Annotated in this window: 13 protein-coding genes; 7 read left to right on the top strand and 6 right to left on the bottom strand. The window is 74.7% G+C overall.

All coding sequences use genetic code 11. The annotated features are described in order from the left end of the window. Positions 1 to 35: 35 nt before the first annotated feature. Together ACFW3D_RS09190 and ACFW3D_RS09195 are read left to right on the top strand one after the other, a co-directional pair. Positions 36 to 320 (top strand): DUF2530 domain-containing protein, encoded by a 285-nt coding sequence (locus ACFW3D_RS09190; RefSeq protein ID WP_500503076.1) that lies wholly within the window; start codon positions 36 to 38, stop codon positions 318 to 320. Positions 321 to 461: 141 nt separating this feature from the next. Beyond that, positions 462 to 2891, top strand: coding sequence for an HAD-IC family P-type ATPase (locus tag ACFW3D_RS09195; RefSeq protein WP_500503078.1), 2430 nt, complete (start codon positions 462 to 464; stop codon positions 2889 to 2891). Positions 2892 to 2927: 36 nt separating this feature from the next. On the opposite strand, the gene ACFW3D_RS09200 is transcribed toward ACFW3D_RS09195, so the two are convergent. The 3 genes from ACFW3D_RS09200 to ACFW3D_RS09210 form a co-directional block, all read right to left on the bottom strand. Continuing rightward, on the bottom strand, positions 2928 to 3764 hold the full coding sequence (locus ACFW3D_RS09200) for a DUF5707 domain-containing protein (RefSeq protein WP_500503080.1): 837 nt from the start codon (positions 3762 to 3764) through the stop codon (positions 2928 to 2930). 153 nt (positions 3765 to 3917) lie between these two features. Further along, positions 3918 to 7073 (bottom strand): sacsin N-terminal ATP-binding-like domain-containing protein, encoded by a 3156-nt coding sequence (locus tag ACFW3D_RS09205; RefSeq protein WP_500503234.1) that lies wholly within the window; start codon positions 7071 to 7073, stop codon positions 3918 to 3920. Between the two features lie 704 nt (positions 7074 to 7777). Beyond that, positions 7778 to 8680, bottom strand: coding sequence for a DUF3027 domain-containing protein (locus ACFW3D_RS09210; RefSeq protein WP_500503082.1), 903 nt, complete (start codon positions 8678 to 8680; stop codon positions 7778 to 7780). Positions 8681 to 8894: 214 nt separating this feature from the next. On the opposite strand from ACFW3D_RS09210, the gene ACFW3D_RS09215 reads away from it, so the two are divergent. From ACFW3D_RS09215 to ACFW3D_RS09230, 4 genes are all read left to right on the top strand, one after another. Further along, the gene (locus ACFW3D_RS09215) at positions 8895 to 10274 is read left to right on the top strand and encodes an MFS transporter (RefSeq protein WP_500503084.1); all 1380 of its coding nucleotides are present in this window, start codon (positions 8895 to 8897) and stop codon (positions 10272 to 10274) included. Between the two features lie 71 nt (positions 10275 to 10345). Next, complete coding sequence (locus ACFW3D_RS09220; protein ID WP_500503086.1) at positions 10346 to 10816, top strand: hypothetical protein; 471 nt, start codon at positions 10346 to 10348, stop codon at positions 10814 to 10816. Between the two features lie 20 nt (positions 10817 to 10836). Next, complete coding sequence (locus ACFW3D_RS09225; RefSeq protein WP_500503088.1) at positions 10837 to 11538, top strand: futalosine hydrolase; 702 nt, start codon at positions 10837 to 10839, stop codon at positions 11536 to 11538. Then, on the top strand, positions 11535 to 12395 hold the full coding sequence (locus tag ACFW3D_RS09230; protein ID WP_500503090.1) for a 1,4-dihydroxy-6-naphtoate synthase: 861 nt from the start codon (positions 11535 to 11537) through the stop codon (positions 12393 to 12395). The genes ACFW3D_RS09225 and ACFW3D_RS09230 overlap by 4 nt, the downstream gene beginning before the upstream one ends. A 20-nt stretch (positions 12396 to 12415) precedes the next feature. On the opposite strand, the gene ACFW3D_RS09235 is transcribed toward ACFW3D_RS09230, so the two are convergent. Continuing rightward, the gene (locus ACFW3D_RS09235) at positions 12416 to 12799 is read right to left on the bottom strand and encodes a cold-shock protein (protein WP_018560023.1); all 384 of its coding nucleotides are present in this window, start codon (positions 12797 to 12799) and stop codon (positions 12416 to 12418) included. Positions 12800 to 12984: 185 nt separating this feature from the next. Between ACFW3D_RS09235 and ACFW3D_RS09240 the strand changes: the two genes are divergently transcribed. Then, positions 12985 to 13230 (top strand): hypothetical protein, encoded by a 246-nt coding sequence (locus tag ACFW3D_RS09240; RefSeq protein ID WP_500503092.1) that lies wholly within the window; start codon positions 12985 to 12987, stop codon positions 13228 to 13230. On the opposite strand, the gene ACFW3D_RS09245 is transcribed toward ACFW3D_RS09240, so the two are convergent. Both ACFW3D_RS09245 and ACFW3D_RS09250 read right to left on the bottom strand, forming a co-directional pair. Next, the gene (locus tag ACFW3D_RS09245; RefSeq protein ID WP_500503094.1) at positions 13200 to 13844 is read right to left on the bottom strand and encodes an HAD family hydrolase; all 645 of its coding nucleotides are present in this window, start codon (positions 13842 to 13844) and stop codon (positions 13200 to 13202) included. The genes ACFW3D_RS09240 and ACFW3D_RS09245 overlap by 31 nt on opposite strands. 10 nt (positions 13845 to 13854) lie before the next feature. Then, entirely contained in the window at positions 13855 to 14718 is an 864-nt protein-coding gene (locus ACFW3D_RS09250; protein ID WP_500503096.1) for an HAAS signaling domain-containing protein, read from the bottom strand. Between the last annotated feature and the right edge of the window lie 392 nt (positions 14719 to 15110).

The following is a 15110-nucleotide window of genomic DNA, read 5'->3' on the forward strand; positions in this document are numbered from 1 at the left end:
TAGACCCCCCTGGGGCAGTGGGTACGCTGTGCGGTATGAGCAGCAGCAGCCACAGCAAGGGGACGACCGGGTTGCGCGAGGCGCCGGCGCCTCTGGAGGCGAACGACGTCGCGACCGTCACCGTCGGGACGGTCATCTGGTTCGCGCTCTTCCTCGTCCAGCTCCCCTTCTACGGCTGGTACTCCGACCACGGCCACGCCTGGTGGATCTGGACCTGCCTGGCCGGCGGCGGCCTCGGGCTCATCGGCCTCTGGTACGTACGCGCCCGCCGGGACGCCATAGAGCGCTCCCGCGCCGCGGAGGACGCCGGACAGGACTGAGCCGGGACCCTCGTCCCGGCCCGCCGCGTCCGGCCCGGGTACCGGGCGGCTACGCCCCCGGTCGTACGGCGCCCCGGAGATGTCCCCGAGAGCGGCCGCTCGCCGCGCCGCGGGCGCCGCCCCCCACGTACCGTCGAAGCCATGACGGAACGCACGCGGCGGGAGGCGGCCGGAACGCGACCGGCCACGCTCGGTGGGCTGACCGCTGCCGAGGTGGCGGAGCGGGTGTCGCGGGGCGAGGTCAACGACGTCCCGGTGCGCTCCTCGCGCTCGATGGGCGAGATCGTCCGTGCCAACGTCTTCACGCGCTTCAACGCGATCATCGGGGTGCTGTTCCTGATCATCCTGGTCGTCGGCCCGATCCAGGACGGCCTGTTCGGCTTCGTCATCATCGCCAACACCGGCATCGGCATCTTCCAGGAGTGGCGCGCCAAGAAGACCCTGGACGGACTCGCCGTGATCGGGGAGGCGAAACCCACCGTCCGCCGCGACGGGGTCGCCACCCGGGTCTCCACCTCCGCGATCGTCCTCGGCGACCTCGTCGAACTCGGGCCGGGCGACAAGGTGGTGGTGGACGGCGAGGTGGCCGAGGCCGACAGCCTGGAGGTCGACGAGTCGCTGCTCACCGGCGAGGCCGACCCGGTCGTCAAGCACCCGGGCGACCCCGTGATGTCCGGCAGCTTCGTCGTCGCGGGCGGCGGGGCCTTCACCGCGACGAAGGTGGGCCGGGAGGCCTACGCGGCGCAACTCGCCGAGGAGGCGAGCCGCTTCACCCTCGTCCACTCCGAACTGCGCAGCGGCATCAGCCAGATCCTGAAGTACGTCACGTGGATGATGGTCCCCACCGCGATCGGCCTGATCGTCAGCCAGCTCGTCCTGGAGGACAACGACTGGCGGGAGGCGGTCCGCCGCATGGTCGGCGGCATCGTGCCGATGGTGCCCGAGGGACTGGTCCTGCTCACCTCGGTGGCCTTCGCGATCGGCGTGGTCCGGCTGGGCCGCAAGCAGTGCCTCGTCCAGGAACTGCCCGCGATCGAGGGGCTGGCCCGGGTGGACGTGGTGTGCCTGGACAAGACCGGCACCCTCACCGAGGGCGGGATGGACGTCGCCGAGCTGCGCATGCTGGACGGCGTCGCGGAGCCCTACGTACGGCGGGTGCTCGGCGCGGTCGGCTCCGCCGACCCGCGTCCCAACCCCACGCTGGCCGCCGTCGCGGCGGCGTTCCCCGCCCCGGACGACGGCTGGCGCGTCATGGACGCACTGCCCTTCTCCTCCGCCCGCAAGTACAGCGGCGCGGCCTTCACCGAACCGGGCGGGGAGCGCAGCACCTGGCTGCTCGGCGCCCCCGACGTGCTGCTGCCCGCCGGCGACCGGGCGCTCGGCGAGGTCGACGGCCTGAACGCCCAGGGGCTGCGGGTGCTGCTCCTCGCCCGGGCGGCGAAGGACCTGGGCGACCCCGCGGTGGGCGCCTCGGCCACCCCGGCCGCGCTGGTCGTCCTGGAGCAGCGGCTGCGCCCCGACGCCGCCGACACCCTGCGCTACTTCGCCGAGCAGAACGTGCACGCCAAGGTCATCTCCGGCGACAACGCGGTCTCCGTCGGCGCGGTCGCCGGGAAGCTGGGGCTGCCGGGTGCCGAACGGACGGTCGACGCCCGCGGGCTGCCCGCCGAGCGCACGCACATGGCGGCCGAGCTCGACCGGGGCACGGTCTTCGGCCGGGTCACCCCGCAGCAGAAGCGGGAGATGGTGGGCGCGCTCCAGTCCGGCGGCCACAACGTGGCGATGACCGGGGACGGCGTCAACGACGTCCTCGCCCTCAAGGACGCCGACATCGGCGTCGCCATGGGGTCCGGCTCGGAGGCGACCCGGGCGGTCGCGCAGATCGTGCTGCTCGACAACAGCTTCTCGGCGCTGCCCTCGGTCGTGGCGGAGGGCCGCCGGGTCATCGGCAACATCACCCGTGTCGCGACGCTCTTCCTCACCAAGACCGTCTACTCGGTGCTGCTCGCGCTACTGGTGATCATCTGGCACGCGCCGTACCCGTTCCTGCCCCGGCACCTGACGCTGCTGTCCACGCTGACCATCGGCGTCCCCGCCTTCTTCCTCGCCCTGGCCCCCAACAAGGAGCGGGCGCAGCCGCACTTCGTGCGCCGGGTCATGCGCTACTCCCTGCCCGCCGGGGTGATCGCGGGCGTCGCCACCTTCGTGACGTACATGCTCGCCCGCCACCACTACCGCGGCGCCGGCGCGCTGGAGGCGGAGACCAGCGCGGCGACGCTGACCCTCTTCCTGGTCGCGATGTGGGTGCTGGCGCTGGTCGCGCGCCCGTACACCTGGTGGCGGATCGGCCTGGTCCTCGCCATGGGCGCGGGCTTCCTGGTCGTCCTGGTCACCCCGTGGCTGCAGGAGTTCTTCGCCCTCCGCCTGGTCGGCACGCAGGGCCCCTGGACCGCCGTCGCCGTGGCGGCGGCCGCCGCCTTCCTGCTGGAGCTGGTCTGGCGCCGCGTCCGCCGCACGGACGAGGACGGCACCGCCGCGCCGGAGCAACAGCAGGCGCCGGGCCCCCGTTGAGGGGGACCCGGCGCCGGGCGGGTGTCGCCGTGCGGATTACTTCACGTCGACGAAGTCGGCCGTGCTGGCGACCGCGCCGGAGACCGAGGTGGTGACGAAGTTGTAGCGCCAGTAGCCGTCCACGGACGCCTTGACCGTGGTCTTCAGGGCGCCGGTGCTGCTGGACTTGACGGTCTTGACCGTCTTGTACGCGGTGGTGCCCTTCTTGCGGAACTGCAGCTGGACGGACTGACCCGTGTAGCCGGCGTACTTGTGGGTCTCCCAGTTCGCCCGGGTGAGCTTGCCGGTGACCGTGATGGTCTTGCCCTTCTTCACCGGCTCCGGAGCGGCGTTGACCGTCAGCTCGGTGTTGCGCTTGATCTTCGTGGTGCCGGCGGCCTCCTTCTCGACGTAGTCGCCGTCCTTGCCCCCGACGACGGCGTACACCTTCCAGGTGCCGGCGAGCGCGTTCTTGTAGAGGTCCGCCTTGGGGTCGATGGTGATGCTGACCTTGCAGGTGGAGGTGGTGGCGTTGACCACGGTGCAGGCGGCGTAGTCCGAGGCCGGGAAGAGGCCGCCGTCGATGCCGCTGCCGGTGAAGGCCGAGCCGTGCCAGAGGAAGACCGCGCCGCCGTCGATGCCCGACGGGTCGGTGGCGGTCACCGCGACGGAGACCGTCTTCTTGGCGCCCGTCCCGAGGACGATGTCCTTGCCGCCGTTGACGACGACCTTGGTGATCTTTGTGTCACCCACGACCTCGCCCGCCGCCTTGGCGGCGAAGGTCCGGAGGGAGGTGGTGGTGTCCGGCCCGTCGGCGGCCTGCGCGGCCGGGACGGCCAGCGAAGCGAGGGCCAGGGCGCCGGAAACCGCGGCCACAGTGGCGCGAATACGCATGCGTGGAAATCCCCCAAAGAAGCGACGCCCGTCGATTCCCCCCCGACATGGCGTCTCGAATGGTGAGAGGGAAGCGTATGCGCGAACTGCCGTTCGGTGGAAACCTTTTCGACACTTGATCGTGTGACGACGGACACTCCGGTCACCGCCGGCTCAGTCGAACCAGCGGTCGCGGGCCAGCTCCTCCGTGCGGGTCGGGTCCTCCAGCAGCGCGGCCACCTCGAAGCGGCGCTGCCAGGCGCCGGCCGCCCACGACAGACCGGCGGCGACGCCCTCCAGCGTGGCGGCGTGCAGGGTGCCGTCGGTCCACCGCCAGTCGAGCTCGACGGTGCTGCCGTCCGGGGCCCTGACCAGCAGTTCCTCGTGCTCGACGTATGACAGGGGGGCGCCCGGCAGCAGCTCGCGGACCGCGTCGGCGACCTCGTGCGGCTCCCCCTCCGAGACGACCGGGGCGTCGAGGGCCTCGCTGAGCCGGCGCACCTGGAACAGCTCGGCCAGCGCCGCGGCGCGGACCGGCGGCACCGGGAGCAGGGGGACGCCCGCGGTGAGCGGGAGCAGGTCGGGCGCGTCCGCGACGAGGGCGTCCCCGGCCTCGACCACCCGCGGCTCGCGCCCGTCGACGACGGCCCGCAGCTCCTCGGGGAGGGTGACCTGCTCGGGGTCGAGGGTGGCCAGCTCGGAGTAGAGCCGGTGCAGCTGGGCCGGGGTGACGGCGGAGTCCGGGTCGGCGAGGCGGGTGAGCAGTTCGGCGGCGCCGCCCGGCTCGTCCAGCAGGGCCGCGGCGGACGTGCGCACGCCCAGGGCGCGCAGCACCTGGTCGTCCACGGCCCCGGCCTCGGCGTCCTCGTACAGCCCGGCGAGCAGCGGGTCGCCGCCGGCGGCGCGCAGGCCGACCGGGCGGCGGCCGTCCAGGACCGGGTGGTCGCGCAGCCACCAGGCGGTGTAGGGCCGCACGGACTCCGTACGCCCGTCCGGCAGCAGGACCCGCAGCGGCTGGGTGACCGCGTCGCGCAGCGGCGGCACGGAGAGCATGGCCAGCGCCTGCGGCCAGGCGTCGTCGTCGACGAGGTCGAGGTCGCGCACGGCGACGATCTCGGTGGCGACCGGCGGCACGTCGGTGTCCGGCAGCTGGTCGAGGACGTCCTCGCACCAGACGTCGACCGCGTCGAGCAGCCCGGCGTCGTCCGGCTCGGCCCAGTCGCCGTCCCGGGGCTCCAGCTCGTCCGGATCGAGCACCACGTCGGTGGCCCTGACCAGCGCGAACGTGGCGAGGACACCGACCGCGGTCAGCGGCTGCTCGCCCCAGCGGGCGGCCAGGTCCTCATCGACGGAGCCGAGTTCCCCCTCCCGGATGACCTGCTCGAAGGCGCTGCCCGGCAGCACCAGTTCACCGGCCGGGGCGAGCTCCCCCTCGTCGTCGGTGAGGGCGAGGGCGGCCAGCCACGGCTCGTCGCCGGGGGCGAGGTTCGCGGCGCGGACCAGACCGAGGACGACCTCGGCCAGTTCCTCCGCGTCCAGCGCGGGCGCGTCCTCGTCCCAGGCCTCGTCGGCGTCCAGGGACGCGGCCACCGCCGCGCGCACCTGCGGGGTGGTGAGGACGGCGCGGGGGGTCGCCGGGGTGGCGCCGAGCTTCTCCAGCAGCGGGTGCGCGGCCTCCGGGTCGGCCACCTTCAGGCCCAGCCGGGCCAGCTCCGAGGCGGCGGGCAACCCTGTGCTGACCGGGGCGGCCCCCTCGGCGTAGACGCTGTCCATCTCGGGCAGCGGCAGCAGCACCTGGCGCGGTCCGACGACCGTGCGACGGTCGGCCAGCGGCACGGGCAGCCCGCTCAGCCGGTCCGGGTCGGTGCCGGCCAGAGAGTCGTACAAGCGGTGCCACCAGGCGGCGGGCCGCTCCACCCCGGCGAGCCGGTCGATCGCGTCGCCCAGCGGCAGCCGGGCCACCCCGAGGACGCGCAGCTCGGGGCGGCGTTCCAGCCCGGCGGGCAGCAGCGTCGGGAAGACCTCCGCCAGCACGCCGACGGTCTCCGCGCCGGTGCCCTCGACGACCTCGGCCTCCACCGGGCGCAGCGCGGGCGGGAGTTCGTCCTCCGCGTCGGTGCCCGTGACGTCGGCGGCGCGCGGCAGGAAGGCGGTGCGCGGCAGCCGCTCCAGCACGTGGCGGCGCAGTTCCGCGTCCAGCTCGCCCTTGCCGAGCGGGCCGGGCACCAGGTCCACGATGCCCGCGGTGACCGGCCGCCAGTCCGCCAGCAGCCGTACGTACAGCTCGGCCGCCCGCGCGACCAGGAAACCGGTGAGGGCGCCGGGCGCGGCGTGGCGCCGGCTCGGGTCCAGCGGCAGCGAGGCGATGAGCAGCGCGGGCAGCCCCAGCGGCTCGTCCGTCGGCGTCGGGGCGTGCACGAAGGGCGCCGTCCGCGGCCGCTCGGGCCCGCCGTCCCGGCCCACCGGGACGGCCCAGGTCACCGACCACACCGGACGCAGCCGCTCCTCGACCGGGCGGTCGGCCAGCAGCTCGGCCTCCAGCGGGCCGGCCTCGCTCACGGTACGCCAGCGGGTGGTGCCGTTGACGCTGTCCACGACGACGGTCAGTCCGTCCTCCTGATGCCGCGTCAGCGTCCGTACGCCCTCCGGCGTCTCCACGACCACCTCGGCCAGGCCGGGCAGGGACAGCAGCAGCGCGTCGTCGATCGCGGCGAGCAGGTGCGCCGCGAGGTCCGCGGCGGCGCCGTCGCGCAGCGGCAGCACGACGCACGTGTCGTAGCCGTCCGGGGCGGTGCCCTCCGCGGGCAGCGGCAGCCGCAGCAGCGGTACGTGGCCGTCCCGGCGGCGCAGTTCGTCGCTCAGCCCCGGGGAACCCCCACCGGTCTCCCGAGCCAGGTCACGGGCCTCGGCCAGCGACCAGCGGACGCCGCCGCTGCGGCTGAGGATCGCGGGTTCGTCGCTGACCGCGAGCACGGCGGAGAAGCCGACGCCGAAACGGCCGACGGCCAGGTCGCCGTCCTCCCGCTTGGCGCTGGCGCGCAGCGTCGACAGGGACTCCACGCCCACGGCGTCCAGATGGGCCCCGGTGTTCGCGGCCGCGAGCACCCCCTCGCGCAGCGTCAGCCGCAGCCGGCCGGTCACCCCCGCACGGGTCGCCGCGTCGGCGGCGTTCTGGGCCAGTTCGACGACGAGGCGGTCGCGGTAGCCGCCGAGCGCGAGGTCCTCCTCCGCGTTGGCGTCCTCCCGGAACCGGGCGGGCGACGCGGCCCACGCGTCCAGCACGGCCCGCCGCAGCCGTGCGGTCCCGAACGGATCTGCGCCCCGGTCCATCGCGGTCCCGCTCACGTCGTCTTCTCCCTCACGCGCTCTCGCATGCCCTGTGCGGGTGACGCTACCGCGTACGCCCTCGGCCGGTCGTCCCGCACGCCCCCGGCCCCCGGACAGGCCGGCCCCGCGTCGCGCGAAACCCCGCCCGGCTCGCCCGGACCGCGGACAGTCATCCATGCGGGCGCCGACCCGGGAACGCGCTTGCCTGGGGTGCCGGCGGCAGGAATCGGCCGGAGCCCAGCCGGCCCCGGAGGCACACATGCCGCTCCGGACCTCGAGCGCGGCGGACTCAGCAGTCACGCTCCGGCGAATCCCGGCGAAAGCCCAGAAGTGAGCCCCGGGCGTTGCCCGCATGAACCCGAGGCCTACGAGGCGGCCAAGCACGGATACCCGGGCGAAAGCTCCGGAAACCGGCAAGACGCCGCCACCCGCGCCCACAGGGCACAGGGCACAGGCACCCGGGCGGCATGCCCGGGACCGGCAGCAGCACCGGCACCTGCACCCGCCCACCAGCGACAGCCACAGCCCACACGGCACCTGCGCCCGGAGACACCCGGGCGGAACCCGGGAACCGGCCAGAACACTGGCGCAGCCCGCGGCCCCCAGGCACACAGGCACCCCGGCGCCAGTGCGCACCGGCGGAGCCCACGTGGGCCCGAAGGGGCACACGCACCGCGCCCCGGCACCCCGGGGGACCGGCGGAGCCGTCAGCTGTGGCCGAGTTCCTCTGCCGGGGTGGTGTCCTCGACCGAGCCCTGGCGGTCGGGGTGGAGGGGGAGCGGCTCGACCGCGGTCTCGTCGAGGACGGGCGGGGCCGGGCGGGGGGTCTTCGGCATGACCGCGGCCTCGGAGTGGGCGCCGCACCCGTAGGCGAGGGAGACGACGCGCCCGTCGGCCGGGGAGAACTCGTTCGCGCAGACACCGAAGGCCTGCCGCAGGGAACCCGCGATGGGCACGAGGAAGCCGCAGGAGACGCACGGGGCGGGGGCGGCCTGGGCCATGGGGGCCTTGGGGCCGTACTCGTCCTCCCAGCGGTCCGCGGCGACGTGCAGCCCGTAGCGGGACAGCACGCGCGGCCGGGCCATGCCGATCTCCTCCGCGACGGCGGCGATCGTGCCGACCGCGGGCGCCATCGGCAGGGCCGCCGGCGGGCCGCCGGAGACGTCGGCGTCCTCGGCCTCGACGAGCTCGGCCATCTCCTCGGAGACCGGCGAGTTCGGCGGCGGCACGTCCTCCCCGGAGAAGCCGGCCTCCAGGCGCAGGTCCTCCGCCTCGGTGGGCAGCAGGTCGCCGGGGCCGAGGTCGCCGGGGCGCAGGCGTTCGCTCCACGGCACCCATTCGGGCGCGAGGACGGCCTCGGGCCCGGGCACGAGCACCGTCTCGTCCAGGGTGATCGCCTTGGCCCGGGAGGCCCGGGTGAGCGTGACCGCCCAGCGCCAGCCGCGGTAGCCGGCCTCGCGGCAGTCGAACAGGTGCGTCACGACACGGTCGCCCTCGGCGACCGCGCCGAGGTGCTCGCCGACCGCTTTCTCGCCGAAGGCCTCGACGGCGGCTTCGAGGGCGAGGTCGACCGCCTCGGCGCACAGGCGGTCAGGGGTACGGCTTCGCATCGCAGCACTCACAAGAATCGATTCTCTCCTACGCCGTCTTACGCGTGCGCCGCCGAGGGTCGGGCGGGGCGGTGGCGGAGCGGACCGGAGGACCGCTTCAAACGCTGCCTGCCCGTACGTCCACGGGCGCACCTGATGACTCCATTCTGCGCGATCGCACGCTATCGGTGCGCGCCCCGTTCGGAAAGCCGCCCGGTAGGGCAGACTGGCGAGCGTGGCACGCACAGTGACGTCCGGCCCGGGACCGGTTCGCAGGGCGGGGAACGCCGTCGCGCGCGCCACGCAGCGTACGTCGTCCGCCGTGGTGCGGCGCGTGCGGCGTCACACGCATTCGGGCGGGGCGGGCGAGTCGGGCCTGGCGAAGCTGATCGAGCTGCACGCGGTGAACTCGGCCGGCGACATGCTGATCACCGTCGCGCTCGCCAGCACGATCTTCTTCTCCGTGCCCACCGGCGAGGCGCGCGGCCGTGTGGCGCTCTACCTGCTGGTCACGATGGCCCCGTTCGCGCTGCTGGCCCCGGTGGTCGGGCCGCTGCTGGACCGGATCCCGCACGGGCGGCGCGCCGCGATGGCGATGGCGATGCTGGCCCGGGCGATCCTGGCCTGGACGATGGCCGGGGTGGTGGCGACCGCCGGACTGGAGCTGTACCCGGCCGCCTTGGGCGTCCTCGTGGCGTCGAAGGCGTACGGCGTGGTGCGCAGCGCGGTGGTGCCACGGCTGCTGCCGGCGCGCACGACGCTGGTGAAGGCGAACTCCCGGGTGAGCCTGACCGGCCTGCTGGCCACCGCGGTGGCCGCGCCGATCGGCGGGCTGCTCCATCTGATCGGGCCGGGCGTGCCGCTGTACGGGGCGTTCGCCGTCTTCGTCTGCGGGACGCTGCTCTCCTTCTCCCTCCCGCACAAGGTGGACTCCGCCAAGGGCGAGGCACGCGCCGAGCTGAGCGCGGGCGAGGACGTCGAGCCCCACCGCCTGGGCCGGCAGTGGCGGGAGAAGCGGCCGGGGCTGCGGAGCGTGGGCGGTCCGGTGCTGCACGCCCTGCAGGCCAACGCCTCGCTGCGGGCGCTGTCCGGGTTCCTGACCCTCTTCCTCGCGTTCCTGCTGCGCGAGCATCCGCTGGGCGGCCTGTCGGGGCCCGTGTCGCTGGGGTTGGCCGCCGTGGCGGCGGGCGCCGGCAACGCCTTCGGCACCGCGCTGGGCTCCTGGCTGCGCGCCCGCGGACCGGAGCGGATCATCATCAGCGCGCTGGCCGCGGCCCTGGCGGCGACGTGCGTGGCGGCGGCCTGGTACGGGGTGCTGACCATCGCCCTCGTCGCGGCCGCGGCGGGCATCGCGCAGGCGCTGGGCAAGCTCTCGCTGGACGCCCTGATCCAGCGTGACGTGCCGGAGGAGGTGCGCACCTCGGCGTTCGCCCGCTCCGAGACCGCCCTCCAGCTGGCGTGGGTGATCGGCGGCGCCATCGGCATCGTCCTGCCCCTCAACGGCACGCTCGGGATGGCGGTGGGGGCGGCCCTGGTGGCGCTCGGCGTCACCTTCTCGGTCCGCGGTCTGATGACGGGCGCCCGGGGGCGGGCGACGCGTCCGCGCACGGTGTGAGCCCGGCGGCCCGGGGACACGAGCGGGCCCCCCGCGTAGCGGGAGCGCGGCCGCCCGGTAGCCTCACCTTCATGAGCAATCGCCGCCGTGCCGCCGCCCTCGGTGCCGTGTCCCTCGGGCTGATCGCCCTCTCCGCCTGCGAGAAGCCGACCCCCCTGGCGACCGTCACCGTCGGCGACAGGACCGTGACCACCGAGGCCACCAGCAAGTGCTACCTCGACGGGAAGAAGCTGACGGAGCAGGCCTTCCTGGCCTGCCTGCAGGGCAAGCCCGAGAAGACCATCACGGTCCGGCCCGGTGACAAGGTGCGGATCGGCGTCGACCCCGCGATCGCCGAGAAGGGCTGGGTCGTGGCCGCCGGCACCTCCGGCAAGTCGGGGCTGCTGAAGGACACCACCTACCGCTCCTTCGACGCCGAGAGCCTGCTCGTCGACACGCAGACCGGCGCCGCGGCCGGCGAGGTCACCCTCAACATCATCGAGACCGGCGGCGGCCAGGACTACCTCGGCGTCTGGCAGTTCAAGCTGAAGTCGGCGGGCTGAACCGCCCGCCGACCGAAGACATGACGCCCCGTCTGCTCGTCGTCACCGCCGTCCCGGCGGAGCGCGACGCGGTCGTCCGCGGCCTCGGCGGCACGGCGGCCGAGCGGCCCGCACCCGGTGGCCGCGTCCTGCTGCGCACCGCGCTCGCGGACGTGCTGGCCGCGGGCGTCGGACCGGCGGCCGCCGCGGCCGGCACGGCGGCGGCCCTCACCGCGGCGGAGTACGGGCTGGTCGTCTCGGCCGGGATCGCCGGCGGCTTCCGGCCCGGCGCACCGGTCGGCTCGGCGGTCGTCGCCGACGCGATGGTCGCCGCGGACCTGGGTGCGGAGGGCCCGGAGGGCTTCCTCCCGGTCGCCGAGCTGGGCTTCGGCACCTCCGAGCACCGTCCACCGGGAACGCTGTCCCGCCGTGTCGCCGACCTGATCGGCGCGGCGTACGGGCCGGTCCTGACGGTGTCGACGGTGACCGGTACGGCGGCCCGCGCCGCGGAGCTGACCAAGCGTCACCCGGGAGCGCTGGCCGAGGCCATGGAGGGCTTCGGCGTCGCGGAGGCGGCCGCGGCGCACGGGCTGCCCGTCCTGGAACTCCGTACGGTGTCCAATCCCGTGGGCCCGCGGGACCGAGCGGCCTGGCGGATCGGGGAGGCGCTCGAAGCGCTCGCCGACGCCTTCGCCCGGCTCGGGAAGCAACCCGCAGTACTCGACGTTGGAGATCGGACATGAGCCAAGAGCGCGCACTGCGGATCGCCTACTCCCCGTGCCCCAACGACACCTTCGTCTTCCACGCCTGGGCGCACGGCCTGGTCCCGGGCGCGCCGCCGATCGACGTGACGTTCGCGGACATCGACATCACCAACGGCATGGCCGAGCGCGGTGAGTTCGACGTCCTGAAGGTCTCGTACGCGGTGCTGCCCTACGTGCTCGACGAGTACGCGCTGCTGCCCTGTGGCGGCGCGCTGGGCCGCGGCTGCGGCCCGCTCGTGCTGACCAGGGACGAGGGCACGGGCAAGGGCGCCGACCTGAGCGGGCGCACGGTGGCGGTGCCGAGTGAGCGCTCGACGGCGTACCTGCTGTTCCGGCTGTGGGCGGCCGCCGAAGTGCCGGGCGGCGTCGGGGAGATCGTCGTGCTGCCGTTCCACGAGATCATGCCCGCCGTGCGGGACGGCCGGGTCGACGCGGGGCTCGTGATCCATGAGGCCCGGTTCACCTACCAGGACTACGGCCTGCACAAACTCGCGGACATGGGCGAGCACTGGGAGCAGACGACCACCCTGCCCATCCCGCTCGGCGCGATCATCGCCAAGCGTTCCCTGGGCGAGGAGCGGCTGCGCGAACTGGCGGCGGCGGCCCGCACCTCCGTCCACATGGCCTGGGACGAGCCCGAGGCCTCGCGCGGCTACGTCATGGAGCACGCGCAGGAGATGGACCCGAAGGTGGCGGACCAGCACATCGGGCTGTACGTCAACGAGTTCACCTCGGCGCTCGGCGAGGAGGGCTACGCGGCGGTCCGCGGGCTGCTCACCCGGGCCGCGGCCGAGGGGCTGGTACCGCCCCTCGGTCCGCACGCGCTCGATCTGTGAGCCCGCGCCCGGGCGGGGGCTCAGACGTCCAGCTGGTCGGCGACGACGCGCAGCACGGAGGCGATCTTGTGGCCGTGGGCCTTGTCCGGGTAACGGCCGCGCTGCAGCGAGCGGGCGACGTCCTCCAGCAGCGTGGTGAGGTCCTGCACGATGGGCAGCAGTTCGTCGGGCTTGCGTCGCTGCGCGGCCGCCACGGACGGCGCCGGATCCAGCAGGGTCACCGAGAGTGCCTGGTCACCGCGTTGCCCGGCGACGACCCCGAACTCGACTCGCTGCCCCGGCTTCAGCGTGGCCACGCCGTCCGGCAGGACGGAGGAGTGGACGAAGACGTCGCCGCCGTCGTCGCGGGAGAGGAAGCCGAAGCCCTTCTCGCTGTTGAACCACTTGACCTTGCCGGTAGGCACGTCCGACCTCGTCCTCGCTGTAGACAGAAAAAAGCTCTTGGATAGCAAGACAGCGGGTCCCTCGGCAGACCCGCCGCCCTAAGGCTAATGGCCCAGGGGCGTGTGACAAGACTCCGTGGTCCTACTGCTCCGGCAGGCATCCGGCCGGTGCGCTGCGACTTCCCCCGGCGATCTACCCTGGTCCGGTGACCAACGAAACCCGGAAACCGGGCGATCTCCTCGTGCGCGCCGGCGCCGCCGTCTTCGTCGTCGGCGCACTCGGCACTCTGGCCACCGTGGCCCCGCTCTTCCTGGGATCCGACCCGCTGCCGACCGTCGCCTACCTGGTGTCGATGCTCATGGGCGTCGGCTTCGCGCTGGCCCTGGCCGGGCTGCTGCGCTCCGCGCGGGCGCAGAGCCGTCAGGCGACGACGTCCGGGTCCGGCGCGTAGGAGGCGAACCAGGCGGGGAACTCCGTGAGGTCGGCGAGCACGACGTCCGCGCCGGCGGCGCGCAGTTCGTCCGCGGCGACCGGGCCCGTGGCCACCGCCACGGACAGTGCGCCGGCCGTACGGGCCCCGACGACGTCCCCGACGTGGTCCCCGACGTAGACCGCCGCCCCGTACTCGGTCAGCGCCTCCGCCTTCGCCTCGGCCCACAGCCAGCCGCGCACCTCGTCGACCTCGATGCCCAGGTGCGTGAGGTGCAGCTTGGCGTTCGGCTCGTGCTTGGCGGTGACCACGACGGCCCGGCCGCCCGCCGCGTGCACGGCGGCGACGGCCTCGCGCGCCCCGGGCATGGCCGGGGTCGGGGCGATGGCGTACTCGGGGTAGAGCGCCCGGTAGCGGTCGGCGGCGGCGGGGATGTCCTCCGCCGGGAACCAGTGCGCCAGCTCCCAGTCGAGCGGCGGCCCGAGGCGGGTCACGGCGAGCGCGGCGTCGATGAGGACTCCGGTCTCCTCGGTGAGGCGCTCGTACGTGGCCCTGATGCCGGGCCGTGAGTCGATCAGCGTCATGTCGAGGTCGAAACCGACCGTTATCGGGGACGTCGGCAGGGAAGCGGGCATGGCAGCCACTCTAACGAGGCGGCCGGCCCGCCCTGCTCCCCCGCCAGAGCAGGAAGGCGGCGGAGGCGACCGCGGCGATCCGCACGACCGTGGGCAGCGCGTCGGCGATCGCGGAGTCCAGGCTCCCCTCGGGGATCGGCTCGCCCCACCGCCCGGCGAAGCGGCCCCAGATCCAGACCAGCGCGGCCGCCGCCGTCAGTCCCGGCAGGCCCAGCGCCGCGAACCGGGACGCGCGGCGGGACAGCCGGCGCGAGCCGTACGCCACGGCCCAGCCGGCGAGGAGGGCGATCCAGGAGCCGAGGACGGCACCGGCGAGCAGCAGGAGCGCGGCGACGGTCTCCAGGAGACCGGCCCGCCACCGCCACCGCCTGCGGCTCCCGGCCGGGGCCGGGACGGCTTCCGGTTCGGCCTTCGGCCCCGGTCCGGGTCCGGGTCCGGGTGCCTCCTCACCGCCGTCGGATGCGGCTTCCGGGTCCTCCTCGGGATCGAGGGGGATGAGCAGGCCTCCGGTCATGCCCGGCAGCCCGGGCACCTCGTCCCCGGGCCGGGGCTTCCGCGACGGTGACGGTGACGGGGACTGCGTGCGCTGCTCGGGCAGCCGCCACCACTCCGGCTCCGCCGGTGCGGGCGCTTCCGGGGCGCGGGGTGCGGGCACCGCGGCGGCCTCCTGCACCACCGCGTCGGGCGCGCCCAGCCGGCCCAGGATCCGCCGCACCGCGGCCGGGCTGTCGCTGCCGTGCCGCTGCCGGTCGATGTCCTGGCGCAGGCGCGCCACGAGGTCCCGCCGACGGTCCGCCGGCAGGGCGGTCTGTGCCAGGTCCCCCACCTTGCTGAGGTAGTCCAGAACCAGCCGGTCGCTCTCCTCCGCACCCATGCCCCGACGCTACCGCCCTCCGGGCCGGCCCATGCGGCGGATTCGCGGGCGGTCCGCCGCAAGGCACGGAGGTGGGCACGCCCCTAGACGGCCGGTCGCGGGTCGGCCGCTCGGGCCGAAGGCCGGGGGCACCTCCAGCGAAGCCGAGGGAGGGCGGCGCAACCCCACAGCGACGCCGCACCACGCGGTACCGCGGGTGTCTCCCCCGGCCCGGCGACCGGGAGGCGCCCCCGCATGTGCACGCCGGACGGTGGGGTGCGCCCGCCTCCCCCCGCCGCCGGCGAGCGGCCCACCCGCGACCGGGTCGGGGCCGCGCCGGCGCACTTCCCCGGCCTTCGGCCGAAGGCCGGGGAGCGTGGGCGTTCCGGAGGCTGTGCGGCAGAGCGGCACCC

Origin of the sequence: Streptomyces sp. NPDC058864 (assembly GCF_042742985.1) — a bacterium.
Taxonomy (GTDB): Bacteria; Actinomycetota; Actinomycetes; order Streptomycetales; family Streptomycetaceae; genus Actinacidiphila.

Bases quoted from the DNA above. Each gene is read 5' to 3' on its own strand.
- ACFW3D_RS09190 (WP_500503076.1), top strand. From the start codon at position 36: ATGAGCAGCAGCAGCCACAGCAAGGGGACGACCGGGTTGCGCGAGGCG.
- ACFW3D_RS09195 (WP_500503078.1), top strand. From the start codon at position 462: ATGACGGAACGCACGCGGCGGGAGGCGGCCGGAACGCGACCGGCCACG.
- ACFW3D_RS09200 (WP_500503080.1), bottom strand. From the start codon at position 3,764: ATGCGTATTCGCGCCACTGTGGCCGCGGTTTCCGGCGCCCTGGCCCTC.
- ACFW3D_RS09205 (WP_500503234.1), bottom strand. From the start codon at position 7,073: ATGGACCGGGGCGCAGATCCGTTCGGGACCGCACGGCTGCGGCGGGCC.
- ACFW3D_RS09210 (WP_500503082.1), bottom strand. From the start codon at position 8,680: ATGCGAAGCCGTACCCCTGACCGCCTGTGCGCCGAGGCGGTCGACCTC.
- ACFW3D_RS09220 (WP_500503086.1), top strand. From the start codon at position 10,346: ATGAGCAATCGCCGCCGTGCCGCCGCCCTCGGTGCCGTGTCCCTCGGG.
- ACFW3D_RS09225 (WP_500503088.1), top strand. From the start codon at position 10,837: ATGACGCCCCGTCTGCTCGTCGTCACCGCCGTCCCGGCGGAGCGCGAC.
- ACFW3D_RS09230 (WP_500503090.1), top strand. From the start codon at position 11,535: ATGAGCCAAGAGCGCGCACTGCGGATCGCCTACTCCCCGTGCCCCAAC.
- ACFW3D_RS09245 (WP_500503094.1), bottom strand. From the start codon at position 13,844: ATGCCCGCTTCCCTGCCGACGTCCCCGATAACGGTCGGTTTCGACCTC.
- ACFW3D_RS09250 (WP_500503096.1), bottom strand. From the start codon at position 14,718: ATGGGTGCGGAGGAGAGCGACCGGCTGGTTCTGGACTACCTCAGCAAG.